This is a genomic window from Advenella incenata (assembly GCF_004217095.1).
In the GTDB taxonomy this organism is placed as follows: domain Bacteria; phylum Pseudomonadota; class Gammaproteobacteria; order Burkholderiales; family Burkholderiaceae_B; genus Advenella; species Advenella incenata.
This window is the reverse complement of sequence record NZ_SHKO01000006.1, coordinates 16,941-41,622: the sequence shown is the minus strand read 5'-3', so window position 1 is coordinate 41,622 and position 24,682 is coordinate 16,941. Positions and strand designations below refer to the sequence as shown.

General features: G+C 43.2%; 32 protein-coding genes and 1 tRNA gene. 13 read left to right on the top strand and 20 right to left on the bottom strand.

The window, feature by feature from the left end; all coding sequences use genetic code 11:
* Positions 1 to 249 precede the first annotated feature (249 nt).
* From EV681_RS22175 to EV681_RS22115, 16 genes are all read right to left on the bottom strand, one after another.
* Positions 250 to 798: a hypothetical protein gene (locus EV681_RS22175; RefSeq protein WP_130305305.1), complete on the bottom strand. Its 549-nt coding sequence runs from the start codon at positions 796 to 798 to the stop codon at positions 250 to 252.
* Between the two features lie 39 nt (positions 799 to 837).
* Complete coding sequence (locus EV681_RS22170; protein WP_130305304.1) at positions 838 to 1,794, bottom strand: zeta toxin family protein; 957 nt, start codon at positions 1,792 to 1,794, stop codon at positions 838 to 840.
* Between the two features lie 3 nt (positions 1,795 to 1,797).
* Positions 1,798 to 1,932, bottom strand: coding sequence for a hypothetical protein (locus EV681_RS22795; RefSeq protein ID WP_278044103.1), 135 nt, complete (start codon positions 1,930 to 1,932; stop codon positions 1,798 to 1,800).
* 2 nt (positions 1,933 to 1,934) lie between these two features.
* The gene (locus tag EV681_RS22165) at positions 1,935 to 2,582 is read right to left on the bottom strand and encodes a DUF6012 family protein (protein WP_242612363.1); all 648 of its coding nucleotides are present in this window, start codon (positions 2,580 to 2,582) and stop codon (positions 1,935 to 1,937) included.
* Positions 2,583 to 2,601: 19 nt separating this feature from the next.
* The gene (locus EV681_RS22160) at positions 2,602 to 3,066 is read right to left on the bottom strand and encodes a hypothetical protein (RefSeq protein WP_130305303.1); all 465 of its coding nucleotides are present in this window, start codon (positions 3,064 to 3,066) and stop codon (positions 2,602 to 2,604) included.
* 44 nt (positions 3,067 to 3,110) lie between these two features.
* Positions 3,111 to 3,536 (bottom strand): stable inheritance protein KleA, encoded by a 426-nt coding sequence (gene kleA / locus EV681_RS22155; protein ID WP_130305302.1) that lies wholly within the window; start codon positions 3,534 to 3,536, stop codon positions 3,111 to 3,113.
* 10 nt (positions 3,537 to 3,546) lie between these two features.
* Complete coding sequence (locus EV681_RS22150; RefSeq protein WP_130305301.1) at positions 3,547 to 3,783, bottom strand: hypothetical protein; 237 nt, start codon at positions 3,781 to 3,783, stop codon at positions 3,547 to 3,549.
* A gap of 12 nt (positions 3,784 to 3,795) precedes the next feature.
* Positions 3,796 to 4,143 carry a hypothetical protein gene (locus EV681_RS22145; protein ID WP_130305300.1) on the bottom strand — a complete coding sequence of 116 codons (348 nt, stop codon included), beginning with the start codon at positions 4,141 to 4,143 and terminating at the stop codon, positions 3,796 to 3,798.
* Positions 4,143 to 4,556 carry a hypothetical protein gene (locus tag EV681_RS22140; protein ID WP_130305299.1) on the bottom strand — a complete coding sequence of 138 codons (414 nt, stop codon included), beginning with the start codon at positions 4,554 to 4,556 and terminating at the stop codon, positions 4,143 to 4,145. Before EV681_RS22140 ends, EV681_RS22145 begins: the two co-directional genes overlap by 1 nt.
* Before the next feature lie 25 nt (positions 4,557 to 4,581).
* Entirely contained in the window at positions 4,582 to 4,773 is a 192-nt protein-coding gene (locus EV681_RS22625) for a hypothetical protein (protein ID WP_165393185.1), read from the bottom strand.
* Positions 4,773 to 5,180, bottom strand: coding sequence for a single-stranded DNA-binding protein (locus EV681_RS22135; protein ID WP_130305298.1), 408 nt, complete (start codon positions 5,178 to 5,180; stop codon positions 4,773 to 4,775). The genes EV681_RS22625 and EV681_RS22135 overlap by 1 nt, the downstream gene beginning before the upstream one ends.
* A gap of 35 nt (positions 5,181 to 5,215) precedes the next feature.
* The gene (locus tag EV681_RS22790; RefSeq protein ID WP_278044102.1) at positions 5,216 to 5,347 is read right to left on the bottom strand and encodes a hypothetical protein; all 132 of its coding nucleotides are present in this window, start codon (positions 5,345 to 5,347) and stop codon (positions 5,216 to 5,218) included.
* 474 nt (positions 5,348 to 5,821) lie between these two features.
* Positions 5,822 to 5,906 (bottom strand) — tRNA-Leu (locus tag EV681_RS22130).
* Between the two features lie 171 nt (positions 5,907 to 6,077).
* The gene (locus EV681_RS22125; RefSeq protein WP_130305297.1) at positions 6,078 to 6,719 is read right to left on the bottom strand and encodes a hypothetical protein; all 642 of its coding nucleotides are present in this window, start codon (positions 6,717 to 6,719) and stop codon (positions 6,078 to 6,080) included.
* Positions 6,720 to 6,744: 25 nt separating this feature from the next.
* A complete protein-coding gene (locus EV681_RS22120; RefSeq protein ID WP_130305296.1) occupies positions 6,745 to 7,872 on the bottom strand; it encodes a ParB/RepB/Spo0J family partition protein in 1,128 nt (375 codons plus the stop codon).
* A 20-nt stretch (positions 7,873 to 7,892) separates the two neighbouring features.
* Positions 7,893 to 8,696: a ParA family protein gene (locus EV681_RS22115; protein WP_130305295.1), complete on the bottom strand. Its 804-nt coding sequence runs from the start codon at positions 8,694 to 8,696 to the stop codon at positions 7,893 to 7,895.
* 214 nt (positions 8,697 to 8,910) lie between these two features.
* Here EV681_RS22115 and EV681_RS22110 point away from each other — a divergent pair, with 214 nt between their 5' ends.
* A complete protein-coding gene (locus EV681_RS22110; RefSeq protein ID WP_207227131.1) occupies positions 8,911 to 9,624 on the top strand; it encodes a TrbM/KikA/MpfK family conjugal transfer protein in 714 nt (237 codons plus the stop codon).
* 84 nt (positions 9,625 to 9,708) lie between these two features.
* Here the strand turns inward: EV681_RS22110 and EV681_RS22105 are convergent, their stop codons facing one another.
* From EV681_RS22105 to EV681_RS22090, 4 genes are all read right to left on the bottom strand, one after another.
* Entirely contained in the window at positions 9,709 to 9,945 is a 237-nt protein-coding gene (locus tag EV681_RS22105; RefSeq protein ID WP_130305294.1) for a hypothetical protein, read from the bottom strand.
* Positions 9,946 to 10,069: 124 nt separating this feature from the next.
* A complete protein-coding gene (locus EV681_RS22100) occupies positions 10,070 to 11,905 on the bottom strand; it encodes a DNA topoisomerase 3 (RefSeq protein ID WP_130305293.1) in 1,836 nt (611 codons plus the stop codon).
* A 9-nt stretch (positions 11,906 to 11,914) separates the two neighbouring features.
* On the bottom strand, positions 11,915 to 14,650 hold the full coding sequence (locus tag EV681_RS22095) for an LPD7 domain-containing protein (protein ID WP_130305292.1): 2,736 nt from the start codon (positions 14,648 to 14,650) through the stop codon (positions 11,915 to 11,917).
* Positions 14,634 to 15,005, bottom strand: coding sequence for a plasmid mobilization protein (locus EV681_RS22090; RefSeq protein ID WP_130305291.1), 372 nt, complete (start codon positions 15,003 to 15,005; stop codon positions 14,634 to 14,636). Before EV681_RS22090 ends, EV681_RS22095 begins: the two co-directional genes overlap by 17 nt.
* 383 nt (positions 15,006 to 15,388) lie before the next feature.
* On the opposite strand from EV681_RS22090, the gene EV681_RS22085 reads away from it, so the two are divergent.
* The 12 genes from EV681_RS22085 (at position 15,389) to EV681_RS22030 (ending at position 24,682) form a co-directional block, all read left to right on the top strand.
* A complete protein-coding gene (locus EV681_RS22085; RefSeq protein WP_130305290.1) occupies positions 15,389 to 15,916 on the top strand; it encodes a hypothetical protein in 528 nt (175 codons plus the stop codon).
* A gap of 31 nt (positions 15,917 to 15,947) precedes the next feature.
* Positions 15,948 to 16,562: an SOS response-associated peptidase gene (locus EV681_RS22080; protein ID WP_130305289.1), complete on the top strand. Its 615-nt coding sequence runs from the start codon at positions 15,948 to 15,950 to the stop codon at positions 16,560 to 16,562.
* A gap of 133 nt (positions 16,563 to 16,695) precedes the next feature.
* Positions 16,696 to 17,379, top strand: coding sequence for a StbB family protein (stbB, locus tag EV681_RS22075; RefSeq protein WP_130305288.1), 684 nt, complete (start codon positions 16,696 to 16,698; stop codon positions 17,377 to 17,379).
* Positions 17,372 to 17,725 (top strand): hypothetical protein, encoded by a 354-nt coding sequence (locus EV681_RS22070; RefSeq protein ID WP_130305287.1) that lies wholly within the window; start codon positions 17,372 to 17,374, stop codon positions 17,723 to 17,725. Before stbB ends, EV681_RS22070 begins: the two co-directional genes overlap by 8 nt.
* Positions 17,726 to 17,871: 146 nt before the next feature.
* Positions 17,872 to 18,516, top strand: a complete 645-nt coding sequence (locus EV681_RS22065) for a lytic transglycosylase domain-containing protein (protein WP_130305286.1) — start codon at positions 17,872 to 17,874, stop codon at positions 18,514 to 18,516.
* A gap of 12 nt (positions 18,517 to 18,528) precedes the next feature.
* Positions 18,529 to 18,816: a TrbC/VirB2 family protein gene (locus tag EV681_RS22060; protein ID WP_130305285.1), complete on the top strand. Its 288-nt coding sequence runs from the start codon at positions 18,529 to 18,531 to the stop codon at positions 18,814 to 18,816.
* Between the two features lie 4 nt (positions 18,817 to 18,820).
* Positions 18,821 to 19,153, top strand: coding sequence for a VirB3 family type IV secretion system protein (locus tag EV681_RS22055; RefSeq protein WP_130305284.1), 333 nt, complete (start codon positions 18,821 to 18,823; stop codon positions 19,151 to 19,153).
* Positions 19,134 to 21,527, top strand: a complete 2,394-nt coding sequence (locus tag EV681_RS22050; protein WP_130305283.1) for a VirB4 family type IV secretion/conjugal transfer ATPase — start codon at positions 19,134 to 19,136, stop codon at positions 21,525 to 21,527. The genes EV681_RS22055 and EV681_RS22050 overlap by 20 nt, the downstream gene beginning before the upstream one ends.
* Before the next feature lie 29 nt (positions 21,528 to 21,556).
* Positions 21,557 to 22,279, top strand: a complete 723-nt coding sequence (virB5, locus tag EV681_RS22045; RefSeq protein WP_165393184.1) for a P-type DNA transfer protein VirB5 — start codon at positions 21,557 to 21,559, stop codon at positions 22,277 to 22,279.
* 9 nt (positions 22,280 to 22,288) lie between these two features.
* A complete protein-coding gene (locus tag EV681_RS22040; RefSeq protein WP_130305281.1) occupies positions 22,289 to 22,549 on the top strand; it encodes an EexN family lipoprotein in 261 nt (86 codons plus the stop codon).
* Between the two features lie 95 nt (positions 22,550 to 22,644).
* Entirely contained in the window at positions 22,645 to 23,766 is a 1,122-nt protein-coding gene (locus EV681_RS22035; protein ID WP_165393183.1) for a TrbL/VirB6 family protein, read from the top strand.
* Positions 23,767 to 23,986: 220 nt separating this feature from the next.
* Positions 23,987 to 24,682 carry a VirB8 family type IV secretion system protein gene (locus tag EV681_RS22030; protein ID WP_130305279.1) on the top strand — a complete coding sequence of 232 codons (696 nt, stop codon included), beginning with the start codon at positions 23,987 to 23,989 and terminating at the stop codon, positions 24,680 to 24,682.

Sequence of the window (24,682 nt, the reverse complement as noted above, 5' to 3'; positions counted from 1 at the left end):
GCAGGGCAAGGGCGCGCAGCGGCACCGATTAACTGGCGCGGCTCGCAGCGAAGCGAGAACACGGGTTAATCGGTGCGTACCCTTGTGCTGTGTAGAGGATTGGCTTATGCGTCGTTTAAGGCGGGTTCAGAGGGCAGACAACGGGGGATCAACTGAGGAATGTTGGACTTGCGCGAACTGCTTATCAAAACAGGAAAAAAAATGCGGCCGTTGGGCCGCGTTGTTCTCTATTCTCTAATAATTTTATTTTTACTGAATGAGCTTTTTTTTCAGATCAACGCTTGAACCGTCATGGTAATCGGGCCATGGAATAAACGGTAAAAGGGCGTAGGGATTGAGGACAATTCCAGTTGGGCATCGGTAGCGAATTGTCGAACCCTCGTAGTTACCATAAGCGATGATAAAGTCTGAATCGCATTCAATGTCTTCAACATCATTGCGGATTGCATCAAAATTGACGACCATCGGGCGTGTTGAGCGATCACCAGCTTGATAGAAAATTGCAAAAAAACTCATTACACCAGCAATAACAAAGCCAAGATAAATATTATTTACTATGTTTGCATTATCTTTAAATGTCTTCGCCAGACAGATTAGAGAACCAACGATAAGAAACGTTATTCCTACAATGGCAAATCGCAGACTTCTGCCGCCGTTTGAGAAGGCAACTGGGTTCCCGGCGCTAACTTGAATATGATCGTAAATAGTGGTGAAAAAAGGAGCGCAAGTAAAAATGGTTGGCACTATCATTAAATAGCCATATGCTGGCTTTTTGATGATTAAAACCACGGTCATCATTATGATGAATATTGTTGCGAAGATGTACATGAAATTGGCTTATCTGTCCCTGGCTGTTTGATTTTTCAAAACAGGCGCTTGTCGTTCTTCTTTTTGTATTCCGGGTCGTTCTCCATACGCTCTGAGTGTTGGGCTAACTTGTCGAATATTCGTTTTTGTAAGGGCGAGGGGTTGCCCACTTGCTTGTAAGAAGGCTTGTTCACTGATTTTTCCGTTTCTGTTAAGGTCGTTAAGGTGGTTGGTGAGTCTTTCTTTAATTTGGTCATGATTTCCGTCCTTGCGAAGTATATCGAGGTGCTGCCAGCCGGTATAGGTGGTTTTTTCGCGGGGATTACTGACATCGTAGATCATTAAATGTACACGATTGCCAAATTCTTTGTGTATCGATTCCAGGCCATCAGGCGTTTTACCAATAATGGTTGCCATTACGTTCAAACTAGCCCCCCGGCCTTCATGCTCGAAACGGTGCAGGGTGTTATTAAGTGCAGTTTCAGGACTGTTGCGCACAGCCAGTATTTCTACAGATAAGCCAGCATCGAGCGCGGCTTTGATTTTGGGAATGGCAGTATCCGGCTGAGCCAGTTGTCCTTCGTAAATCAAAGCAATATCTTCTCCATCCAGCGTTTTATTTAACACTGCAGAGGTTTTACCGGCGCCAGGTGAACCAGTTAGAAACAGGGCGGTTTTACCGCGATTACTTGGGTCTTGCGCTATTTCGTCAACGACTCGGCTAAATTGCTCACTGGCAAGTACAGCAGCGGAGTTATGGACGACATTATTGAATAAGCCTTTGGTGTCTTTATTCTGGCTATATTGAGGGATTGTCTCTTTGAATAGATCCGCACAAATATAAGTACCGTCTTTAGACTCAGGGTGAGCGTTGTACCGGGCAATGTATTTTTCGGGGTTTCTTTCTACATCAGAAACAACCGCATCTTGGACGGCAGCCCGGATCGGATCATCGGAATAGTCTTTTTTATATATTTTGTTCATCATGAATTATTTAATAAAATAGACGTAGACCCCATAGGCGACGAAAGCCCAAAAGACCCATACCAGAATTGAACCTTCGGCCTTCTCGTCAATATTTTCTCGCGCTCGATCATTTGCTTCTTTCAAATCATCTTGTCGCATAGCTATCTCCTTAAATTTCGGTTATTCGGGTCGGCTTGAAAAGCCATTTCAACATTTGGGATGCGTTCAAAAAATGAATATGATGAATTAAAAACCGGCTTCCACTCCACGGTGTGCAGGTTTAAAACCTCAGTCCGCTTTGTAATCCTGCCATCAGCATCAAGGCTGTCGGTATAGACTCCCTGACGGCTGCGCGGGATCAATTCCATGCGGGGCTGTGCGGCGGCTGGTGTCCAGTCCTGGGCGATAGCTGGCCTGCGGTCGGAAAGACCTCCCAAACCGTACCACATGGCGCTCCAAAGAGGCATATCTTCTGTCACCGCGTTTTGCTCTGCATCGTTCACGTTATATTGCACATAATGGTGAATGATTCGATCCGCTCCTATAGCCCACCGGGTGACGGTTGTAAACACGTCTACCCGATTCCGCGATTCAACCAGAAAACCCTTCATCGCCTTCTGTCCTATCTTCCTACATGCTACTAAATAGCGTTTGTTCGGATATGGGCGTCGGGTGGTCAGCTCAATGCCGCCACGCAGCTCTAACCCAAGCGTAGGGCAGGAAAAATCAATCAAGCTGCATTCTGGTTCACCGGGATACACCAGAAGGCGAGGCACAAAGTGATAAAGCATTGTTTTAGATTGATTCATGCGTATTCCCTCTCTCTAATTAGTATTTCTGCCGCACACACTGGATACGATAAACTTTCATCGGGTCATCATCTTTGTAGATAGGTTTTGGTGATCCACCTACTAACTTGCACTTTTCAACCTGATCTGTGAATTCTTGAATCGTCAAAAAAGATTCCTGCGTGGGTTTTTTCTGCACACATTCAATGCGTGAAACATTCTGCGGTTCATCTGTTTGGTAGATGGGAATTGGTGAGCCATTGACTGACCAGCACTGATCAACTTGTTCATTGATTTGTTTTGGCGATAAATATGATGCATTTGTCGGAATGCTCAAGATCAACCCTGCAGTTGCGGCTGCAGCTACAAATAGGCAGATCGCTGCAGTTGGGCTTAGCGCCAATGAGAATTTAAATTTTGTATTTCCCGCAACAACGTCCTTTAACCCAATATATATAGCAGATACGGCGATTAGACCTAAGAAAGCCATCAATGCAGGGTGCATGTGTTCCTCACTAAAATATTTTTCATAATCGTTTCTTTCTGTTCCTATCGGTCACGGTCACGGTGCAAGGCTTGTACCGGCATTCTGTCTATTGACTGTTCTCGTACTTGACGCGCCATAGCAATTTGCTGCGGTGTCCATCGATCCATGATCTTAGTCAAAAGTGTTTTTGAATCTTCTACGGTTTCGTGACGTAACTCTAATGCTTGGTGCCGAAGTTCGTTTGCCTGTTTATGATCCTCCGGGGTTACTTCGAGGGTTTTATCTCTACCTTCCTCTACACCACTCAGTAAGCGACGGGCCTGGACTTCAAGATCAACAGCCTGTTGATACTCTCGCGCCATTTCGATGATCTTGCTTGAGTATGCACCATCATATCCCGGCAAATTTTTAACCCATTGCCATTCCTTAAGAATTTCAGTTTCTTGCGAATTGCGGTAATCATCATTTTGATTTTGTGGCTCTGTCATTCCGATCTTCCTATTTATTAGAAAAGTGGTGAGCAATGATGCCGCCTGCAGCGTTGCCGTACATGATTGCAGCAAAACCTAACACGTAAGCAAGATAGTCTTGTAAGAATTGTGCAGCACCGCCTGACTTTGATGAAAGCATAGCCAGTATCATTCCCAAACAGATAAGAGCACCCAAAAATGCGCATACAACTCCAAACGAATAAAACAGCTTCCTAGGTAGATCCATTTTTTTTGGTACATTCATTTCTCTATCCCTTTATTGTTTAGAACCACTGCAAAACTGACGCGCTTCTACGATTTCAAAACTCGAAAAATCTTTATAAAAGACACGGTCACCCAATTTCTTTACAACACAATCTGACGCGCCCTGAAGCATTTCCAAAACATGAGCTGGCGGCAATTTCACCGGCTGAATTTTCGCTTGCAAAACCATGAGCACCACAAGATAGACGGCCAATCCCAGGCCCAAAATATAGAATATGGATTTATAGAGCTTAGCCTGACCCCAGGCCGGTTTCAGGATTGGAATTAAGACATAAATTAGGACAGCAATCAGAATAAAATAAATCACAGCATTGGGTAATACGGTTGCTTCAGATAGCATTATTCATCCTTATAGAAATGGCTTTGTTTTTTCAATAGCAATGCACTGGTAACGATTTTATAGACAAACAAGGCCCATTGAAAAAGCCCGAACATTACAACCGGGACAATCACATACATCAAAATCCTAAAATCAAATGACAACATTCCCAGGCATAGCAGTAAAGTCGCCAGAAATGCACAATTGGCCCAATATAAATGCCGCTCCATTTCTTCAGAAATGTTGTCGATCAATACATACAGTACAAAAGCGAACATAGCTGGCAGTTCCACACAAAAAATTGCAATCGCTGCTTGCCCTGGAAATATGAGATTTATGGATAACGCCAGTATGGCAATAACAGCTAAGGCATATGTGAATTTGTCCGCTGGTTTTGCTTTAAATTTCGCTAAGATTTTCGATAAGATATTCATTGATGGCCTCTATGACGTGCTGACATTATTTTTCATCTTGCCAGTAGCGGATATAGCGAATAAAACCCGTTTGAGGTTTCCGCTTTTTGTTGGCATGACATTCAGACTCATACCAAGTCTTACCTGTCCAGAAGGCGCGACGGATCGCGCCTGAAAACAACCGGACAGAATAAAGACCTGGCTCCTTTGGTAAAAGTTGTTCAACACTGCGCCACATTATTGAGGTATTTCCTCCGGGATATCATCAGCAACTGGCGGCGCGTCGTGTTCCGGCGCTGCAGGTACTGAACTATCGTTATTGCCGGTCGGAATAAATCGTACTTCTTCGGCAACCACTTCAGTAACATAAATGGTCTGGCCATCTTTTTCATAGTTCCGATTTCGCAGCCTGCCTTCAATGTCCACCAGAGAACCTTTCTTCATGAATTTGGCGACGTTCTCAGCATCACGGCGATAGAAAACCACGGCATGCCATGTGGTTTCCTCTTTCTTTTCACCGGATTCTTTATCCGTCCAATAACGGCTGGTAGCCAGTGAATTTGACAGAACAGGTGTGCCGTTGGGTAGTGTCTTCAATTCCATATCACGGCCAAAACGACCCGTTAGATTGACCTTATTTTTCATGCTGTATTTCCTTAATGTTGTTGAGGGTAAAACGCTTAGAAAAAGTATTGGTACAGGGCATAGATCACCACGCACCAAAAAACCAAACCCATCACAGAACCTTCTGCAGCTTGGTCAATGTTGCCATCACTCATGTCTTTGGCTTCTTTCAGATCATCTTGACGCATGGTAAAAACTCCCGTAATTCAATGGACTACAACTAAATTATAAATATAATAAACTCAAAAGTAAACTGTTTTGTAAATTAATATTCGCAGTTTATGCTGTTAAAGAAACATCGAGTTGTTAGATTCTGAGCCTGCTTTAAGCGGTTTGCTTTATTGGTTTTGCCCATACCGGCCTCCAAAAAATTCGCTTTGCACTTGCTCTGTATCGACTCGTTGAGTTCTTCGCCTTGGGAACACGTCCTGAAAGCCGGATGCATTAAGGCTGGCCGTCCAGGGCATGGAACATGCCGGCAGGTTTACCCTTGACGGTCAGACGCATCGGATTAAGGTTTAGTGTTTGCGAAGGGCACAACGAGCGGGCAAGTGATTGGAGTTTTTGCCGTAGCTCGGGCAAAACAAAAGGACTATGCAAATAGTCCTTAGATTAGTTTCGCGTAGAGAAACTGTAATTAGCTCGTAGATTAGAAGTTTCGCTGGTGCCCGGGGCCGGAATCGAACCGGCACGCCTTGCGGCGGGGGATTTTGAATCCCCTGCGTCTACCAATTTCACCACCCGGGCAGGTATGGAAGGTATCGTAAAGATAAGAGCGAGATTATACCTATAAACCATGTCACGCGTCATTTTTTAAGTTTTAAGCCCCGGAAAACGATTGAAACCGGATGGCCGAAACTTTAGGTTCGGTTCATGAAAGCGTTGGTTTGGCACAGCCAAATCCGCCAGGGTCGGCCGTTATAATTTCTTTTCCTCTATGATTTTTGCAATAACGCTATAAGCCCAATAATTTGTCACCCGGCTTTCTGTTGCTACTTGCTCGATTGGCTTTCCCTGTACGAAATAACGCTGTGCAATCTGAGACTGGTTATCTTTAAGATTCATGTCCAATGCCTCGAATTGCTCTTGAGTCATCTTATATTTATCGATCTGTTCGTTCAATTTCCGACTATCCAGATACCGTCCGTGGGCCTCAATAACACGTTTGGCAGCGCCATAAACGTTCTGTCGTGTGGTATCAAATTCCTGAGCAATTTTAATCAACGGCTGACCTTCCACCAGATGCAAATAAGCATACTTAATAGAAATTTCTATCAGCTGAGTTGAATAGGGCAAAGCGTCATCAAACTCCTGTTTTGTCAGCGCATGAACGGCGGTCAGGGCGTCTTTGTATTTTTGGAACCCCTCCAACACCCTTTTGGTCATGTTGAAAACGTTCTGTTTTGATGTGCTGTATTTTTCGGCTACGTTGGAAATGGGAATGCCATTAACCAGGTAATCATAGGCGATTACCCGGCTATTTTCACGGATGCTGGTATAGATCAAAGCACTTTGAAACTCGTCGTGTGTCAATTTTTTTGCACTTCCCTGTTTTGGCACTCTACTACCTCGCTAATACTCTCCCCTATTCTTTAACCTCCTGAATAGCTTGGAGTGTTAAAGCAAGATCAAGTTTGTCAGTATTCTTTGAAAAACCCTGTGCATATGCCGCCAAATTGGCGGCTGGCTGGCCGGTATGCCCAAAAGTCCCCGATTTTAAACCCTTAAGAACATCGCTTGTCCAATCTGTAGCCGTCGAACCTGATTCAAAATGTTCTTTTAAAGCCGGTTCCATCTTCTGTAAATCTTCCAAAGTCATATCTTCCACATTGTGGGTATTCTCCTGCGCGCCAACATTATCAACTGTTGGCTTGATAGCATCAGGAAAAATGGATACGACCTCGGACGGTTGCTCTGCATCCCGATTCCGGGGCGCTGCAATACTTAATGAGTCATCTTGCTTATTATCTGATATTTTTTCCGTGCCGTTCTGAGTTTTTTTACGTTTTGTTGCCACTTTAGCACTTGACGCGATTTCCCTTGCTTTTCCAGCACCGTCTTTTCGTGAGTTTTTAAGGGTATCCACTACCTCTTTTGCTTTATCGGGGTCATGCTTTTCGATTTGTTTGACGGAATTGATGACCTCTTTGTCAGCGGTAATATTCTCGTCAATCAGGCGCTGCGTTTGCTCGGGTAGATCCAAAAGGCTAAGCATTTTGGAAACCCAGGCTTTGCCGGTTTTTTCTTTGTTATATTTTTTCAGAACCGCGTCAACGTCACCGCCGAATTTATCAAGGTCGCGCTGAATCCGTGTTGCCTGTTCCTGCAGAGTCAGGTTCTTCCGGTGGATATTTTCGATGAATTGGGCTTCGTCCGCTTCTTCCTCGGTCATTTCCTTAATCAGAGCCGGGATGGTTTTTAGGCCAGCAAGTTTCGCGGCGCGAAACCGACGTTCACCAGCCACAAGAATAAATTTCCCGCCGGCAGACGGCCGGATCAAAATTGGCTGCAGAACGCCTCTGATCGCAATGTCCTCGGCCATTTCTTGTAAAGAGTTATCACCGTCTTCAAATTCTTTACGTACTTGTTCCTGAACAATAATTTTTTCGAGCTCAACCAGGCCATCAGGCGTTTTAGACTGTTCTGATGAAAAATTCTTAATCTTCGATCCAAGATTTTGAGTTTTGGCCAACAGTGGGTTTTTTGCGTTCATAGATACGTACCTTAAATTCTTTAGTGACTGACGATGTTATTGATGATGGCATCGCAAACATTCTTCCATTCGATGGCGGCTTTGTTATGTGACGAGCCTCGGGGCTTATGCCAAACGGCTTGACCCATTGCTACGGCCATTTTGACGGCAATCCGCTCGGGCAGCTGCATTGGCAGCACAAGTGAGCCATATTGGCCTTTAAGCGATTCAATGGCTTCTTTTTCGATATTGGAGCGGGTATTGGTTTTCATAAGCAGGATGCCGCCATGCCTAAGATTCTTGTTTATATTTTCCCGGATGTAATTCACGGTATCCAATAGCTGTTCTGTCCCTTCCATATCGTAAACAGAAATGGAAAGCGGGCTGATCACAATATCGGACACTGCCAAAGCGCACTGCAGGACGACCCCCAGGGCCGGTGGCGTGTCAATAATGCATAGCTCAAATTGGCTATCAAATTGTTTAACGCTTTTGATGAAATGAGCCATCAGTACTTCATCGTCAATTATTTCCGTTCCAATCCGACCACGGATCACGTCAAAAAGATCGTTATCACATGGAATGATTGACAGGGTTTCATTCACTTCAATTGGCTGGCTGTCTTCACCAGCTGCTGTAAATAGCCTGCTGGCCTTTGCGCCTTCATAACCGTCATCATTTGCGATTTGGCTTTGCCCTGCAAATGTTAGAGTCGCATTGCCTTGCGTGTCTAGGTCGATAAAAAGTGTTTTTATTCCCTGCTCTATAGCCGCAAAAGCCAGTTGAGTTGAAAGTGTAGTTTTACCAACGCCGCCCTTTTGATTCGCAACGGAAAAAATCTTCATGGACAATCCTTTTGATGGTTTTCTAGGTTAAATGCAATACCTACAGTAAACCATAAAGTAAACGATTCTGTAAATTGATTTACGCAAACAATTACTTTTAAGCAACAAAAGTAAATGATATAGTAAATCCAATAGTAAATTAATTTGTAAATTAACAAGCGCGTTGATAAACTCAAACAGGTTTCATTCATTATTCCATATCTAAGGGGCTGACATGAATTTTAAACAGATTAAAAAGGTTGGGCTGACAATTGGCACAATGGGCGCAATGTTGCCGATTTCCGTTCTACACGCGCAGGCCCAGACTGAGCCTCCAAAAATAGAGACTGAACAGTTTACAGGTGACACAAAGCTCGCGTGTGAGGCGCTATTGTGTCTGTCTAGCGGCTCACGGCCAAGTGAATGTGCGCCCTCTATCAGTCGTTATTTCGGCTTTGATGACCCGATTACATGGATGGAAGATCGCATTAACTTCCTTGATATGTGCCCCGCTTCTAACCAGGCCGGGATGCCTGCCTTGATTCGCGCTATAGCGATGGGTGCCGGTCGTTGTGATGCAGAATTTTTGAATGAACACAATCTGGTCACGATGTATAAAAAGACCTGCCACAAAGCTGGATTTAAAGCTGGTGAATGCGAAATTGAAGAAATTCAGGTGGTCAGCAAAGACAAGCCCCAATTTTGCGCTGTCTACGAAAACAATCAATATACGGATATCAATGTTAAATACATTGGTGATCCGGAAAAAGGCGGTTTGTGGGCCGAAGGGGCTGATTACAATGCCAAACTGGCAGAGTATGAGCAAAAGCGCCTGAACGACCAAGCCTCAAATAGCCCGTTTAAATCGGTGACATATAGCTATGAAAAAGCCACTGGCGACAGCAAAAGCCCGTTTGCGGGGATCAAAAATATAACTGGCGACCGGTAGTTTCTCCACGCGAAACTGATCCATTAAAAAAGCCAATCTTTTGATTGGCTTTTTCTATTTGCCCCATAGGAGCAACTGAGCTGCTTATCCAGCTGCTGTCATTTGTGTGGTGCTCGTCATATTGGTTTCTAAGAAGTGATCAAACCAAACAAGCAGGCCAGGATCAATCACTTCTTTGGGCACTGACTCAGTTTCATTAATCATCATAGTAAATTGAAGGTCAGCAACGCTTTCCAGCAGATCATCAGAAATTTTAAGTTCTTCGTGATTATTGAACATACCAGCACTGACGATTTCAACTTGCGATAATGAAAAAAACATTGTGTCTCTCTTTACGTTTCTAATACAGAACTACTTTTCGATGTAGATGTGTAAAAGAATATACTATTTCTTCATCCCAAAAAATGAGAAATTTCAAAAAAACGTCTGCTGCTGTCAATCTTAACTATGATTTAAGGTTGGTCAGCAATTTTTTTGTAACCATGATTTGATCAATCACGAATTCTTTTTGTATCAAAAGAAAATCGTCAACTGTCATAGCGTTGTCTTTTATTTCAGATAACAGTGTTTGAAAAGCAGCCGTTACTGCAGGGCTTTTCAGTGTAATCGGCAGCTGGTCAATGTGTCGGCGGCCTGACTCAGTGCTAATGATAAACTTTTTATCGGCTTCTAAAAACTCTCTGCGCAGCAATTCAGAAATGATCGTTGCGCGAGTGGCCGAAGTGCCTATACCATCCCCTTCTTTGAGAAGTGCTTTTTCATCGGCATCATCAACATACTTATATATGTTCTCCATTGCCAGTTGAAGTGTTGCTTCAGTAAAACGCTTTGGCGGTTTGGTTTTTGTTGGCTTGGCTTCGATATTGTCGCAAGCCGCGTCCTGGCCTTCCTCGATGGCCGGTATAGGTTGAATATCTTCTTCTTCGTTTTGTGCTTCGTTCCGGAATAAGGCTTTCCAGCCCTTTTCAATTTCATCAGCACCACGCGCACAAAATAGCTCTTCTTCAATAACGGCATCAATGGTTGTTAGCCAGTATTGATATGCAGGGAAAAATTGAGCCAGGTAATTTTGCACGACCAGCATATAAACATTACGTTCCTGAACTGTCAGGTTATTAAGATCGCACTTTAGAACAGTCGGGATGATGGCATGGTGAGCCGTGATTTTTTTGTCGTTCCAGATCGGGCTTTTGATATGCGGGTTCGCTGCATCAACAAAACTTTGTAAGGCAGGCACATTGGCCGCAATAGTCGCTAATATAGTTGGCGCTAGTTCATGCTGCGATTCGGGTAAATAATCGCAATCCGTCCTTGGATAGGTGAGTATTTTGTGCCTCTCATAGAGCGATTGGCAGATTTTTAAGACTGTTTCGGCGCCGTAGCCATATAGGCTGGATGCCTTCAAAGTGATGCCCGTCAGGGAAAAGCCTTTAGGCTGATTGTTTTGCTTCTTCTCGCGCTTAATCTGAGTGATTTTGCCGGTCTGCTGGAAGACCTTATTCACCAGTTCCTTCGCTACCTGGGGATTGATAAGACGGTTTTCTTCATCAAGCCCTGGTTGCCCCTCTTTGGGGTTCCAACGCATAAGCAGTTGGCCCGTTCCAACATTCACCGTCGCGGTAATGACGTAATAGGGAATCGGTACGAAATTTTCGATTTCTCGATCTCTTTTGACAACTAAGGCCAGTGTCGGGGTTTGGACTCGGCCAATTGTCGTCGTACCCTTATGGCCTTTGGCCTGGGATAGCAAGGTATATGCCCTGGTAAAGTTCATTCCAATGAGCCAATCGGCGCGCTGACGCGCTTTTGCTGCCAGCCCGTAGCCTTGGTACTCCTTATTCAATTTCAGCGCCTGCAGGCCGTTGCGGATCGATACAGGGTCTTGTGCGGAAACCCAAAATCGGTACGTGGGTTTGCGGTTTTTGAAATGCTCTAAAACGTCGTCAACCAGCAATTGCCCCTCGTTATCTGGATCACCCGCATGAATGACCATATCGACATCAGATCGTTTGAGCAATTCTCCAATAATTTTGAGCTGTTTCTTTGTTTGCTCTTTTGGCTGCAACTTCCAGGCATCGGGAATAATAGGCAATGAGTCCATGACCCAGCGTTTATATTCTTCTGAATAGGCATCAGGTGGGGCCATTTCAAAAAGGTGCCCGGCACAATTGGTAATGTAGTTGTCTCCACTGATCCAATATCCCTCCTTTCTCATTGGGGTTCCAAGTTGTTCTGCAATGGCTTTGGCAACAGATGGTTTTTCAGCGATGAATAGTTTCATAAATGCCTCTTATCGTTCGCGGGGTTGAGTTTTAATAGATTTATTGGGATTATCGCTATCGCGTAAATTCAACTCTAAGCCGCTGCGCTTTGCTGCTTCCAGCATTGCGGTTTTAAAAGCCTGATCACCGTTTAAGGTTAACGAAGATCCATATCGACTCACTGCTAGTTTTAGCGCCAGGTCATAAGCACGTGTTTCGGCGTTAAGCACCTCAATACCACGTACAGAATCTTTAACCACGGCATGCCCTCTGTCTGAGTAAACGACATTACCTGCGCTATCTATCGTGTAGTTTGGCAATGGCAACACTGTCTTACTTTTTGCGCCATTGATAAAGTCAGGCTCCGGCTGCGGGTACACCCGCTTGGTACGGCGAAGTTCGGCCAATGCTGCCAAATCACCATTTTGCGCAAGACTGGTTAGAAAAATCCGATACTCTGCATTTCTGCCTGGAAATTTCAAATCTTCATAGCCTTGTTGTCTTGCTTGTGTAATGCGTTCTAACGCATCGATGCGGTTTGCTCGGGCCTCTGCTAACAAGGTATGTCGTTCAGGGCCTTTCTGTTGATAGGCATGCGCCTTTTGTTTTTTGTAGTGTTCTCGGGTTGCCAGCACTTCTTTACGTAAGGACGCTTGAAGGGTCTGTTTCTCATTCTGACGGTGTTTCATTGAGTGGCTACGCCATTCATTGAAACTGTGCCATAGCGCCTTGTCCGGTGTAGGAAGTGCTTCAGATAAGGTCGCGTAATAACAATCCTTTAGGATCGGTTTTGCTTCGTCCCAGGGCTTATTCAGGTGTTTAGTAAAAAAATCGCCTAAATTGTATTGACGGCTGGCATGGAAAATTCGTGGCGTCCCATCCTTGCCTGCGCCGATACTGTATTCCTGCAGGTTGATTCCATAGTGTTTGGCTGCTGCATCCAACACTAATGCGGGGCTGGTTTCTGTTTTCAGTCGTTTATCACTTATTGATGGCGCTCTGTCGGCCATCAGGTGAGAAATTACGCTTGCCTGTCTTTCAAGGTTTTTTTGATTTTGGCCAGCTCTGTGTATCTCTCCTTCAAGAATCGATTGAACTCGGCCGAAGACAAGCTGGGTGGATTCAGGGTCGATTCCAGTTGTGTCAATGCGGCCTGCAGCTTGCGTTGACTGTGTAAGCATCTCGATGCATGTAATCTGGCGTTTTCCAATGCGTTGAATGCTCTCTGAAAGGGGATGCTCATTATTTATTCCTCGCTCGGCTGATCCCCGCCCAGATTCAACCCGTCGCAATCCGTCAAAGTCTGCGGCTTGGCGTTCGTCCACGTTACTAGAAACATCACGCGGCAGTAGCAACTCAGACTCTCTTTCGAGCTGAACCATACCGAGTTCGGACAGGTTTCGCAAACGGTGAATTCTTTGGGGAGGCGGGAACTGTCCAACTGCTGCAACACTGGGCTTATATCCTCGATATTTCGCTGTTTCATAGTGATTTCCTCTGATTATTCCAGCCTTTCTTTGATTTCGGCTAGGTCTGTTGATATTGGATGCATCAGCTTTTGAAGACTCTGCAAAATCTGATCCTCGGTCAGTTGCTTGTCTCGGTGCGCCAGGAGTTCCGATATCTTGGTGACTTTTTCCACCAATACTTGATTCAGATCGGCCATCATGGCTAATGCCTGGCTCTGCTCGTTCATTCTGTCGATCAGTTTTTCCATTAATTTTTCTTGATTCATAAAGTCCCTCATTAAGTTTTCGGACTACCGTATCTCGGGTATTTTCTCTACGTTCCTCAAGCCATGTTTGCCTATCTGGCTCGGTCATAGCTGCATACGCGCTTCGTCTGCCGGCACTCGATACATACCGTGCTTCTAAAGCGCGTCGCTCAGTCCACTGTTTCACCATGGATTGCATATGTTCTGCGGGTGGTCTTTGTGGCGTGGATTCTTTCTCGCGCTGTAAAGGTAGAGTTTTTGCGGTCAATTCCTTGAGATTGACACCCTTGCTGGCCCAGGCGGGTTTTACATTTATGTAGTCGCCATCCCTGCCTTTACGAATCTTTACTTCACCATAGTCAGCAGCGATAGCCGCTATGTCGTCCAGGGTTTTCGCCTCTGACAGTTCTGCACGCTCAATGATGCCCTGTCGTAACGATTTAACGTTATCAACAAAGTTCGGTACATGGCGAACAAGGTTTGTCTCTCGAATTGTTTCACGTGGAGCATCATCGGGGCTTTTTAGAGAAAAATCATTGTTGATCTTTTCCTGAATTGCATCATGAAAATGCACATTCCCATAGCCAAGGGGGTTTAGATATCGATCATTAATTAGATTTTTAGTAGGAATGACGATATGTACATGTGGCAGGCGTTCTATTGATTCGCCAGTCTTAGAATGTATGTCATGCGTCACGATAGGAATATGAGCTTCAGCGTAAAAAACATATTCCTCTGCCTCAAACGCAGCCATCAAATCCTGCTTATATTGCTGTGTGACTTGCCTGATGGTTTCTAAGTTAATTTGCCCTGGCTCTAAATTAGCTTGTTCGGTAAAGTGTTCGGCAAAACTGAGGGTAATGTGTAAATATCGGCTATCGCCTTCTTGTTTAGTGTCAATCAGGGAAATTGCATGGTCCATAACTTCGATATCACCATCAAGCACCACTCTCCGGTCAATTAAGTCTCTGTCATATTCTCGACCTTGTTTGCGTCCGCTTTCTAAATACTCGCGGATGCCAGAAACACCGGAACTAATTTTCGCTAGCATGGCTTATCAGCTCATTTAGAAGGGCTCTAAGGTGATCGAGTCGCTTAAGGGCATCCTCACATTCGGCTTTGGTGAGTTTGCTTGTCAAGGCGGCAGTATTCAAGTTGTGCGCTATTTGATTAATGTTGTTCCCTGCCCTGTTCACCTGAACAACCAAATCGGATAAATCACGATTGGGTTTTGCTCTTTCGACAATTTTTGTTTGGTTTTCGAGAATGGCCTTTTCAAGCCATAGCTTTGTTGATATGCCCGCTTTGGCTGCATTGGACGTTAAACGCTCGTATGTTTCGTTGCTAATACGAAATGATACGACTGCAGTTTTACTGGAATTGCGCTTCTGTTTAACGGGCGTCAATGTAGTTTCTCCACGCGAAACTATAGTTTCAAGGGTAAAGGCGTAGCCTTTAGGGTTTCAAAGGGACTCCCCTTTGGCACTGGTATTTTACCAAGGCGTAGCCGAAGTGTAAACATACCAATAGTGCCTTTTTATGCAAAGACATAAAAAGCAGCTTTTCTCTACTGAAACTGTACGAAACCGGATTATTCCGGATTAATCTGTACGAATATGTATGTATTATGGATAAATTTGTACAATCTGCGGAATAAACAACAATTTTACGGACGACATAGGATTAAAAAATATCCATTTTTCTTAAAATTAATGAACATCTGGATTTATTCGCACAAATATGGATAAAATCGAACGTATATGTATATTTACGGATTTATTGGAAAAAAATGGATTACGACCAAAAGCTCCAAGAGTTCAAATCAAGCCATTTACCCAAATCGAGCACTGCGCTATTCGCCATCCAAACACAAATCATCGATCTGCTTAAGAGTGGCTACACCAAGCAACAGATTGTTGAGTTTGTGCATTTTCTGGAAATTAAGGTTGGTAGAACAGTCATCTATCAATGGCTAAAAGAAAATATCAATACCAACACATTAGAATCAAAAGCCACGGAAAACGATCCTCATGTACCAAAAACTGGTGCGCCCCAAACTTCGCCATACACACTTGAAGTTGAACCGTTAATTACTGGTGATATTAAAAATGAGGCGAAAGCAGATTTCCAGAGCGTAAATCTGCCAGGTTCTGCTAATTCTCCCCTACCGAAATCAATTTCATCTGATTCAAGTAAAAACAACCCTTCTAGCTCAGAATTGCCAGCAAGCAGCGATAACAGGACACACAAAGAAAGGTTGGCAGCGTTTCTCGGAAAATCGCAAGAAGAACAATTAAAGGAAATGCGAGATAATTAGTTTCGCGTGGAGAAACTTTTAGGGGCGAGAAATGTGTGGTCGATATGATTTTTCAAAACCGAATCAGAAAGAATTCCAAGGTGTAGATTGGAATGGCTTTGAAGGGCAAAAAGAAATTAGACCGACAAATCCAGTGCCCGTGCTTTTATTTGACGAGAACAGCGGATTTCAAATGCACACAAAACAATGGGGTTTTATTAAATATTGGCCCGGTAAAAGCGGACGGATAATTGCACATAATCTGATCAATGCCAAATCCGAAGAAATAACTTCCAAACGTAGTTTTAAAAAAGCATATGAAACTGCAAGATGCATAATTCCAATGAATGGTTGGTACGAATGGCCGGTAAATGATGAAGGAGCCAAAATCAAAACTTGGATCGGAATTAAAGACCGGCCATTATTTGGTGCAGCAGGGATCTACGAGACAGAGACTGATAGAGATACCGGGGAAAAAATAGAGGTTTTTTCAATGCTGACTGTAGCGCCAGGAATGAATACCCCACTTAAACAGGCCCACGACAGAGCGCCACTGCTTCTTGAAAAAGAAGATTATATGATGTGGCTAACTGGTTCAGATGGGGATAGACAAAGCCTCATACAGCCAATCGAAGATCAGGACACATTCATTTTTAAGCCGGTTTAAGCCAAAGATAAAGAGTAGGGCAGTTTCGCGACGAGAAACGACAAATTACATTTATTAATTTACAAAACAGTTTACTTTTTCATTTACTAAAATTAGAATAAGCACTAATGATTCACGTCAAAGGTGCAAGTAAATGAAAATCGCAGTCCTAAATAATTCAGGAAATGTAGGCAAATCAACCATTGCGAAGCATTTGTTGATGCCAAGATTGACCGACAGCATCATTATCCCTATCGAGACAATCAATGATTCAGACATTGAATCGCCGCATTTCAAGGGTAAAAATTTTAAAGATGTTCTGGTTGAACTCGCTATTCATGACAATGTAGTCGTAGATATTGGTAGTTCAAATATCGAGACAACAATCAGTGAAATGCGAAAGCTCAAAGGCTCACATGAAGATTTTGATTTTTATGTTGTTCCTACCGTGCCAAGTCAAAAGCAGCAAATCGACACAATGCAGACTATCGCGCAACTGCTCGATATCGGCATCCCTGCTAATAAAATCCGCATCATTTTCAACATGGTTGACCAGGACGAAACCGTAGAAAGCCTATTCCCAAAATTGGCTACCTACTGCAAAGAACTCGGCCTGCAAACTGAGTCTGTTATCTATCAATCTGACCTGTTCCCAATGCTCAAAGACTTGAGTATCCGCGAAGCGGCAGAAATGAATGAAACCATCAAAACTAAACTAAAAGCAGAAACTGACACCGATGAAAAACGTAGATTAGCGTCGCTGCTTGCTGCATCTCGGCTGGCCGTTGGTGTTGAAGACAATCTGAATTCAGTTTTCCAAAAGGTGTTCCATGAATAAGCAACCAACAAAGTTGTTGGACGCTGTTCATGCCGAAATGCTGACTGAAATACTTCAGATTTCAAAGTCACTTGAAAAGACTACCGAAGCTGTCAATGAACATCGGATAAATTTGGATAAGCAAATCGAGAGTTCAACAAAACATTTTGATGATCTGTTCGCAAAGTTCACTGGTTTAGCTGGTGCATTGAAAGAAAAAATAGGAAAAGAAAAAGAGGCACATGCATCGTCAATGAATCGTGCCTTGGCTCCTTTTACAAAATATTTTTGGTTGCTGATCGCTTTATCGGTATTCACAAACCTGATTGCACTCAGCGCAATTGTGGTTCTTCTTCTGAAGTACTAACGCGCTATCGCTTGTTACCGTGGCCTTTTTTACAAAAGACCACGGCCTGTTGTAGGAATTTATCAATTTACATATCAGTTTACTTTTTCGTTTACTTTTAGCCAAAAACAAGAGATAATTTATTTAACAACATTAGGATTAAAGAAATGAGTGTTGATCTACCACCTGACTGCCAGAACGCATTAAATGCACCAGTGATGCAACAGATATTCCATGTTGAATCATCGAACAATCCATTTGCTATTGGAGTTGTTCGTAATAGGTTGGTACGTCAGCCGCAAAACCTCGATGACGCTGTAGCTACAGCAAATTACTTACAACAAAGTGGCTATAACTTCTCAATTGGAAAAGGCCAGGTCAACAAAACGCATTTCGCCAGATTAGGGTGGGACGACCTAACTAAAGGATTTGATGTCTGCAATAACGTAATTGCTGCGCATCAGATTTTCAAAGACTGCTATGCATCAGCCTTATCCGCTGGTTATCAAGAAAATTCCACTGGCTATACAGCAACCCACGCTGCGTTGTCTTGTTATTACAGTGGCAAGCATGCCTGGGGAACTTCCGTTCCAGACGTCGCAAGGTATGTAAATGATGTATTAAGCGTAAAAACAGCATCCAACACAGAAGCACCCAAAAACGAGAAGGGCAAAGTGATCCCTCTAGCAAATGCAAATAAATCGGCAGTTGTGAAAGTCAAAAAGGTTTCAGTTTCGCGTGGAGAAACTTCGTCACGACTTACCAAAACCAAGCAATCAGTATCAATGATGCTTAATTTTTTTCTTAACTAAAGAGGATATTCAATGAAGAAACAGCCTGTGTCAAAAACACTAAAGCATATCTATGCTGCGGCACTGGTCACGGTGTTTGCATCACCAGCATATGCGCAGCTCGAAAAGGGCACAACCATGTTGAACACTCTTCAAACGTGGCTGGTTTCCATTTCGGCACTCATAGTCACTTTCGCGGTAATGTTTGTCGGTTTTCGTATGGCCTTCCGAGAAGCACAATGGAAAGATGTTGCCCCAGTATTCTGGGGTGGTGTACTAGTCGGTGGTGCTGGCGGTATTGCAGCCATGTTGGTAGGGTAAAGCGATGCAAGACAGAATTTTCAAAGGGGCAAGTCGACCGGCAATGATAGTGGGAATTCCAATCGTCCCGTTCATTCTGCTTTCCGGTCTACATATCATCATCGCAATGTGGCTAATGGTGTTCATCAATATTCTTGCAACGCTCGTTGTATTGCTGATTTTAGCCTTTGAAATTCTGGCCTTGCGCAAGCTATCAGAAAATGATGCTTACCGATTGAATATCTTTCTGGCATGGGTGCGTAACTCGACATTTCGTAGAAACGCAGCAAATTGGGGAACTCACTCAATGTCTCCAATCAATTATAAAAAGAGGGTAGATGAAGATGACGAATACTAAGCGTAACGCGAATCTAGAAGATCACCTTTCAAGGGTGATCCCGTTCTCGAGTTCTCTGACTGACTCAATCGTCACTACCCGCCAGGGCGATTATTTGGCAACTTGGAAAATCCACGGCCTTTCATTTGAAGGTTTAAGTGATGCAGATGCCTACGCAAAAATGCAATCACTCAATATGTTTGTCAGAAGCATTTCTAACGGCAAATTCGCCTTTTGGGTACACCGTGTACGCCGGTACGTATCTGATCGGCTCTCAGTGCCGGAAAATGGCTATGCCAAGGATTTTCTGAACCGATATTACGATGACCTGAGCGAATCGGGAATGATGGCAACTGAGATTTATTTAACAGTTGTATATCGGCCATATCCACAAGGCAAGGGCAGTGGCATTTTCTCCAAAGTAAAACGTGGGATTGAAGACATTCGCGCGGAAAATATTAATGCAATTGAAGAACTATCAGAGATTGATCGTAAGATCGCAGCAACCCTTGATGAATACAATACAAGGTTACTTGGCGTGTACACCCAGGGTAAGCAAGTCTTCAGTGAACAATTAGAATTCTATTCATACTTGATTAATGGTTTCTGGTGGCAAATTCCAGCGAAGGATTTGCCCTTATATAACTATTTACCAACTACGCGGCACCTGTTCGGTGACAAAATTGTCGAGTCACGCGATACATATGGCTCTACGTATTCAACTTTCGTAGACATTAAAGATTATTGCGATTTTTCAAGTCCAGGCATACTCAACACTCTATTGGGTCTGAACTGTGAATACGTAGAAACGCATTCCTTTTCGCCAATGACAAAATTGGATTCGCAAGCGGCAATTAAGCGTCAAAAAAACCAATTGATTAGTAGTGAAGATGATTCACTGTCACAAATCGAAGATTTGAATGTGGCTTTAGATCAACTTGTAGCCGATCATATTTCATTTGGTCTTTATCATTACTCATTGCAGTTAAAAGGCAATTCGGTTGAACAGGTTACAGCAGCGAGAAGCCAAGCTATTGAACTGCTATCAAGCTCTGGTTCTGGCTTCTTAGGGATTCCTATTGACCTTGTTGTAGCAGATGCGTATGCCGCGCAATTACCTTCAAATTTTCGCTACCGTCACCGGGTCGCAAAGCTAAGTAGTCGAAATTTCACTGGGCTGTGTTCTTTCCATAATTTTGCTTCTGGTAAACGCGATAACAATCCATTTGGTGAGGCCGTAGCAATTTTACGTTCACCATCAGAACAACCAGTATATTTCAACTTTCACCATACACCGGCAAATGAAAATTCGTTTGGTAAGGATGATTACCTGGGCAATACACAAGTTATTGGTAAGTCAGGTTCAGGTAAAACCGCGCTCGCCATTTTTCTACTCGCCAATTTACTGAAGTACAAAACCCAAATTGTTTACTTTGATAAAGATAGAGGTGCCGAAATAGCAATCAGAAGATTCGGCGGGCAGTATTTGTCATTAGTAAGAGGGCAAAAGACAGGATTTAGTCCATTCAAACTGGAACCTACGACTGAGAACATTCTATTTTGGGAAGAACTCGTAATTTACTGCTCAAAAAGTGTAGCGTTGCCACATACTCCAGCCGAGTTAATGCAAATCCATCATGCGGTTAATGCCGTTGCTGAATTGCCTGTAGAAGTGCGAAGTTTTGATACGCTGCTTGAAAATCTTCCAGACGACAACGATAACTCCATAGCTCAAAGGCTTAGAAAGTGGGCTTCTGGAGGGTCGTTGAGTTGGTGCTTAAATAGCGACGAAGATATTGTTCATTTTGAGCCTGGTCGGCCATACGGCTTTGACTATACCGAAGTTCTCGATAATCCAGAAATATGCGGCGCAATCATGATGTACCTCATGTTTCGCGTGGAGAAACTTATTGATGGGCGGAAATTCGCATTTTTCATGGATGAATATTGGAAAGCCTTAAGCGTTTCTTATTTCAAAGATTTTGCGAAAAACAAACAAAAAACAATCCGTAAGCAAAACGGTTTTGGTGTCTATATGACTCAAAGCCCTGAAGATACATTAAAGAGTGATATCGCTCGGGCGTTGATCGAACAAAGTGCAACATTGATTTTACTACCTAATCCCAGAGCAGATTATGACGATTATGTTAACGGTTTCAAACTGACCGAGACTGAATATGAAATTGTCAAAAGTTTGAATGAAAAAGACCGTGTTTTTCTGATTAAGCAAGAACACACTTGCAGTCTTGCAAAGCTGGATCTGAACGGTTTTCCAGAAGACCTAAAAATTATTTCAGGTACTACAGCCAATGTAAATCGGCTGGATAAATTGCGTGAGCGTCTTGGTGATGATCCGGAAGTTTGGCATCAACCTTTTGTTAGCGGTGAATCTTAATTGTAATGGCCATTTATACAGGTGAAATTATGAATATCAAAAAATCATTTCTAACTTTAGCGGTATCAGTTTCCGGCCTTCTGGCCTATGGCACAGCGGTTGCACAAATCCCGGTGACAGATGCGGCCAGTATCGCTTCTCGGGCACAAGAAGCTGCAGCACAAATTGCAAAATGGGTTGAACAAGCGAACCAGATGCAACAGCAAATTGCGCAAGCAAAAGCACAATATGACTCGATCACCGGTATTCGTGGGATGGGTGATTTGCTAAACAACGATTTAGTTCGTCAACAGCTTCCAGATGGGTTCACCGATACATACAACAATCTTGCCAACTTGGGCAGCGGCGGTGCTTCTGCCGGTGCCAGGTCAATCTATTCTGAAATTAAAAAATTTGGTTGTGATCAGCAATTTAGAGATTCAACCTCGATCAGAGATTGTGAAGCGAAAGCGTTGCTAACACCGTCAAGTACAGATTTTGTAAATCAGGCGTTGGAATCTTCACAGAAACGAGTTAATGAGTTGAAAAAACTCATTACTAAAGTGGATCAAGCACCAGATTTAAAGGCAGCTAGTGATTTGCAAAATCGAATCCAAGCAGAACAGACTTTATTGCAGAACGAACAGACAATGATGACCTTGGCATTGAAACAGCAAGAATACCAAGCCAAATTATTGAGTCAAGGACAGGCCGAGGCTGACAGGAAAGCATTTTTAACTAATACTGAAAACCCTTTCAACCAAATTAAATAGGTTTTTTGAATGAAAAAAGCATCATTACTTTGTTTACTCTTGGTCGTCGGTCTGGCTGGTTGTGGCGAGGATACCAAAGACGTTGCTTACTGGAAAGAAAATATTCCTGAGCTAAGTAAAAAACTTTCTGAGTGTAAAAACGATCCAGCTAAAGCCACTACAGACGGAAATTGTATTAATGCGAAAGCAGCGAAAATCGAATTTGATAAGCAACAGTTTTTAGGCAATCCTAATCCACTAAGTGAATATCAAAAGCAGCATAACAATTAAACTGGAAAGATGATCTTATGTTTCATGTATTTGAATCAATCTCTACAAAGCTACTGTCTGCCTTTCTAAGTTGGGTATTTATACCTGGCGTACTTATGACCTGGGTTGCTCCTCCAATTCTTGCGGGGCTTACTATACAGATCATAATGCAAGGTTATGGCATTATGCGTGGCCAAGGAGGACAAGATCATCTGTTGGATGTGTTTTTTAAATCGTTACGTGCATTCTTAGTTGTTACTTTATGCCTGACAGGCGCTGCGTATTTTGACAACATAATGGGTTTAGCGAACGACTTAAAAGACGGGTTATTGAATTTGTTTGCACCATCAGGTGGTGCAGGCAAATCTGCTTATGCAAAACTCGATAGCTCTGTTAATGAAGCAATAACCGCATTTAAAAAAATATGGATACTTGGTGAAGAAAAAATTGATATATCCATTTCTAACATCAATTTAATCGGTCTTTCTTATATTGCTAGTGGCATAGTTTTACTGTTTTGCTTTGGTTGCTACGCGATTGTCGCTGCTGTCAATCTTCTGATTATTGATTTTTCACTTCATTTTATTTTTGCAGTTGGGCCTCTTTTTGTAGCTTGCTATGCATTCCAAGCAACATCTGGATTTTTCAACACATGGGTAGTCGCAGTTCTTAAATATATATTCACAGCGATAGTTATTGTCGCAATCATTGGCCTGGGAACTGACATTCTTGGTAATTATGCCGCTCAACTTAAAGGTGTAAATGACACCACTGATTATATTTCGCTCGCTGTAGGAGCATTTGGTGCTACCGGTATCCTTATTTTTCTTTCCATGAGAGCAGCATCCCTTGCCGCCGATATGGTAGGTGGTGCAGCAATGAATTTAGTATCAGCTACACCGCTCGCAAAAAAAATATCAAACACAGTTAGTTCAACTGTTAGCAATACCACACAAGGAGCGGCACGTGCTGGCGCTTATGGTGTTGGCCGTGCATCTGGTGCCCTGGCTAATACTCAAGTAGGGCAGAGATTCGCAGACGCAACGTCTGGTGCTCGTCAAACAGCGTCCTCGGTCGGTACAGTAATTCGAGTTATGCAAGGCAAAACGGGTGCTGCCTACAGCACACCAGAAAGACGCGCCGCAATGAATAGGCGCGCTGGTAATGTCAGAGGAGCATATAGCTCCGGATATAACGACTCAAATAGATCTGGCATCGGTACGGTAACGAGGGGCTAGGTCATGCATATAAATTTCTAAGACTCCGAAAAAATATAAATTCAATCTAATTTTTTTAAGGAATTTTCATTATGAAAATTTTGTCAGTAGCCCTTTTTTGCCTTTTTTTCATAGTTGGCTGCTCATCACCGCCAAAAGTAGGCTTTCCAACCGGCGATTCAGCTCGTATTCCAGTGAATCAGATTCAGAAAAGTCCTGCCCAAATAATTGAGGATTGATTATGTTCAACAAGACAAAGAACCGTGGCGGCCAACGGCCAGAACCAGAAATGCGTAATTTAAGTTGGGAACATTCTTTAGTGTCCAACGAAAGAAAATCGAAAAGAACAGCATGGCGTGCGTTTTATGCACAAACCGTATTGTCGATAACTCTCGGCATAGCGATTTTTTTTCTGTTGCCTTTGAAAACTGTTGTGCCTTATGTGATAGCAGTTGACAAAATAACAGGGGAAACTTCAGTTGTCCCGACATCAGAAAATTACACAACTAACAATGTTTTGAATGATAAGCATTGGGTAAAAGAGTTTTTGATCAGTCACGAGCGATACAACTATAAGTTGCTTCAATATGATTATGACAAAATCAAAATTCTAGCCGGTGATACTGTTTGGCGTGATTATTCGTCAAAATTTAACGGTGAAAAAGCCCTGGATAAGGTCTATGCCGACAACATCGAAATTACCCCGAAGATCCTTTCAATAACAATTCAGAATGGCGGCATTGCTACTGTTCGTTATGAACTGGCAACAACTGATCGCCGGCAAGCAAACTATGCTCCAAAGGTGCAGCGCAAGGTAGCTACGATGCGTTTCAGCTACGAGAAGAAGTTATTCCAGACGGAATCGGATGCCATAGATAACCCTCATGGGTTCACTATATCTGCCTATCAAACTGATTCAGAATTCGTAGGGGAATGA

Bases quoted from the DNA above. Each gene is read 5' to 3' on its own strand.
- EV681_RS22175 (WP_130305305.1), bottom strand. From the start codon at position 798: ATGATGACCGTGGTTTTAATCATCAAAAAGCCAGCATATGGCTATTTA.
- EV681_RS22170 (WP_130305304.1), bottom strand. From the start codon at position 1,794: ATGATGAACAAAATATATAAAAAAGACTATTCCGATGATCCGATCCGG.
- EV681_RS22795 (WP_278044103.1), bottom strand. From the start codon at position 1,932: ATGCGACAAGATGATTTGAAAGAAGCAAATGATCGAGCGCGAGAAAAT.
- EV681_RS22165 (WP_242612363.1), bottom strand. From the start codon at position 2,582: ATGAATCAATCTAAAACAATGCTTTATCACTTTGTGCCTCGCCTTCTG.
- EV681_RS22160 (WP_130305303.1), bottom strand. From the start codon at position 3,066: ATGCACCCTGCATTGATGGCTTTCTTAGGTCTAATCGCCGTATCTGCT.
- kleA (WP_130305302.1), bottom strand. From the start codon at position 3,536: ATGACAGAGCCACAAAATCAAAATGATGATTACCGCAATTCGCAAGAA.
- EV681_RS22150 (WP_130305301.1), bottom strand. From the start codon at position 3,783: ATGAATGTACCAAAAAAAATGGATCTACCTAGGAAGCTGTTTTATTCG.
- EV681_RS22145 (WP_130305300.1), bottom strand. From the start codon at position 4,143: ATGCTATCTGAAGCAACCGTATTACCCAATGCTGTGATTTATTTTATT.
- EV681_RS22140 (WP_130305299.1), bottom strand. From the start codon at position 4,556: ATGAATATCTTATCGAAAATCTTAGCGAAATTTAAAGCAAAACCAGCG.
- EV681_RS22625 (WP_165393185.1), bottom strand. From the start codon at position 4,773: ATGTGGCGCAGTGTTGAACAACTTTTACCAAAGGAGCCAGGTCTTTAT.
- EV681_RS22135 (WP_130305298.1), bottom strand. From the start codon at position 5,180: ATGAAAAATAAGGTCAATCTAACGGGTCGTTTTGGCCGTGATATGGAA.
- EV681_RS22790 (WP_278044102.1), bottom strand. From the start codon at position 5,347: ATGCGTCAAGATGATCTGAAAGAAGCCAAAGACATGAGTGATGGCAAC.
- EV681_RS22120 (WP_130305296.1), bottom strand. From the start codon at position 7,872: ATGAACGCAAAAAACCCACTGTTGGCCAAAACTCAAAATCTTGGATCG.
- EV681_RS22115 (WP_130305295.1), bottom strand. From the start codon at position 8,696: ATGAAGATTTTTTCCGTTGCGAATCAAAAGGGCGGCGTTGGTAAAACT.
- EV681_RS22110 (WP_207227131.1), top strand. From the start codon at position 8,911: ATGAATTTTAAACAGATTAAAAAGGTTGGGCTGACAATTGGCACAATG.
- EV681_RS22105 (WP_130305294.1), bottom strand. From the start codon at position 9,945: ATGTTTTTTTCATTATCGCAAGTTGAAATCGTCAGTGCTGGTATGTTC.
- EV681_RS22100 (WP_130305293.1), bottom strand. From the start codon at position 11,905: ATGAAACTATTCATCGCTGAAAAACCATCTGTTGCCAAAGCCATTGCA.
- EV681_RS22095 (WP_130305292.1), bottom strand. From the start codon at position 14,650: ATGCTAGCGAAAATTAGTTCCGGTGTTTCTGGCATCCGCGAGTATTTA.
- EV681_RS22085 (WP_130305290.1), top strand. From the start codon at position 15,389: ATGGATTACGACCAAAAGCTCCAAGAGTTCAAATCAAGCCATTTACCC.
- EV681_RS22080 (WP_130305289.1), top strand. From the start codon at position 15,948: ATGTGTGGTCGATATGATTTTTCAAAACCGAATCAGAAAGAATTCCAA.
- stbB (WP_130305288.1), top strand. From the start codon at position 16,696: ATGAAAATCGCAGTCCTAAATAATTCAGGAAATGTAGGCAAATCAACC.
- EV681_RS22070 (WP_130305287.1), top strand. From the start codon at position 17,372: ATGAATAAGCAACCAACAAAGTTGTTGGACGCTGTTCATGCCGAAATG.
- EV681_RS22065 (WP_130305286.1), top strand. From the start codon at position 17,872: ATGAGTGTTGATCTACCACCTGACTGCCAGAACGCATTAAATGCACCA.
- EV681_RS22060 (WP_130305285.1), top strand. From the start codon at position 18,529: ATGAAGAAACAGCCTGTGTCAAAAACACTAAAGCATATCTATGCTGCG.
- EV681_RS22055 (WP_130305284.1), top strand. From the start codon at position 18,821: ATGCAAGACAGAATTTTCAAAGGGGCAAGTCGACCGGCAATGATAGTG.
- EV681_RS22050 (WP_130305283.1), top strand. From the start codon at position 19,134: ATGAAGATGACGAATACTAAGCGTAACGCGAATCTAGAAGATCACCTT.
- virB5 (WP_165393184.1), top strand. From the start codon at position 21,557: ATGAATATCAAAAAATCATTTCTAACTTTAGCGGTATCAGTTTCCGGC.
- EV681_RS22040 (WP_130305281.1), top strand. From the start codon at position 22,289: ATGAAAAAAGCATCATTACTTTGTTTACTCTTGGTCGTCGGTCTGGCT.
- EV681_RS22035 (WP_165393183.1), top strand. From the start codon at position 22,645: ATGACCTGGGTTGCTCCTCCAATTCTTGCGGGGCTTACTATACAGATC.
- EV681_RS22030 (WP_130305279.1), top strand. From the start codon at position 23,987: ATGTTCAACAAGACAAAGAACCGTGGCGGCCAACGGCCAGAACCAGAA.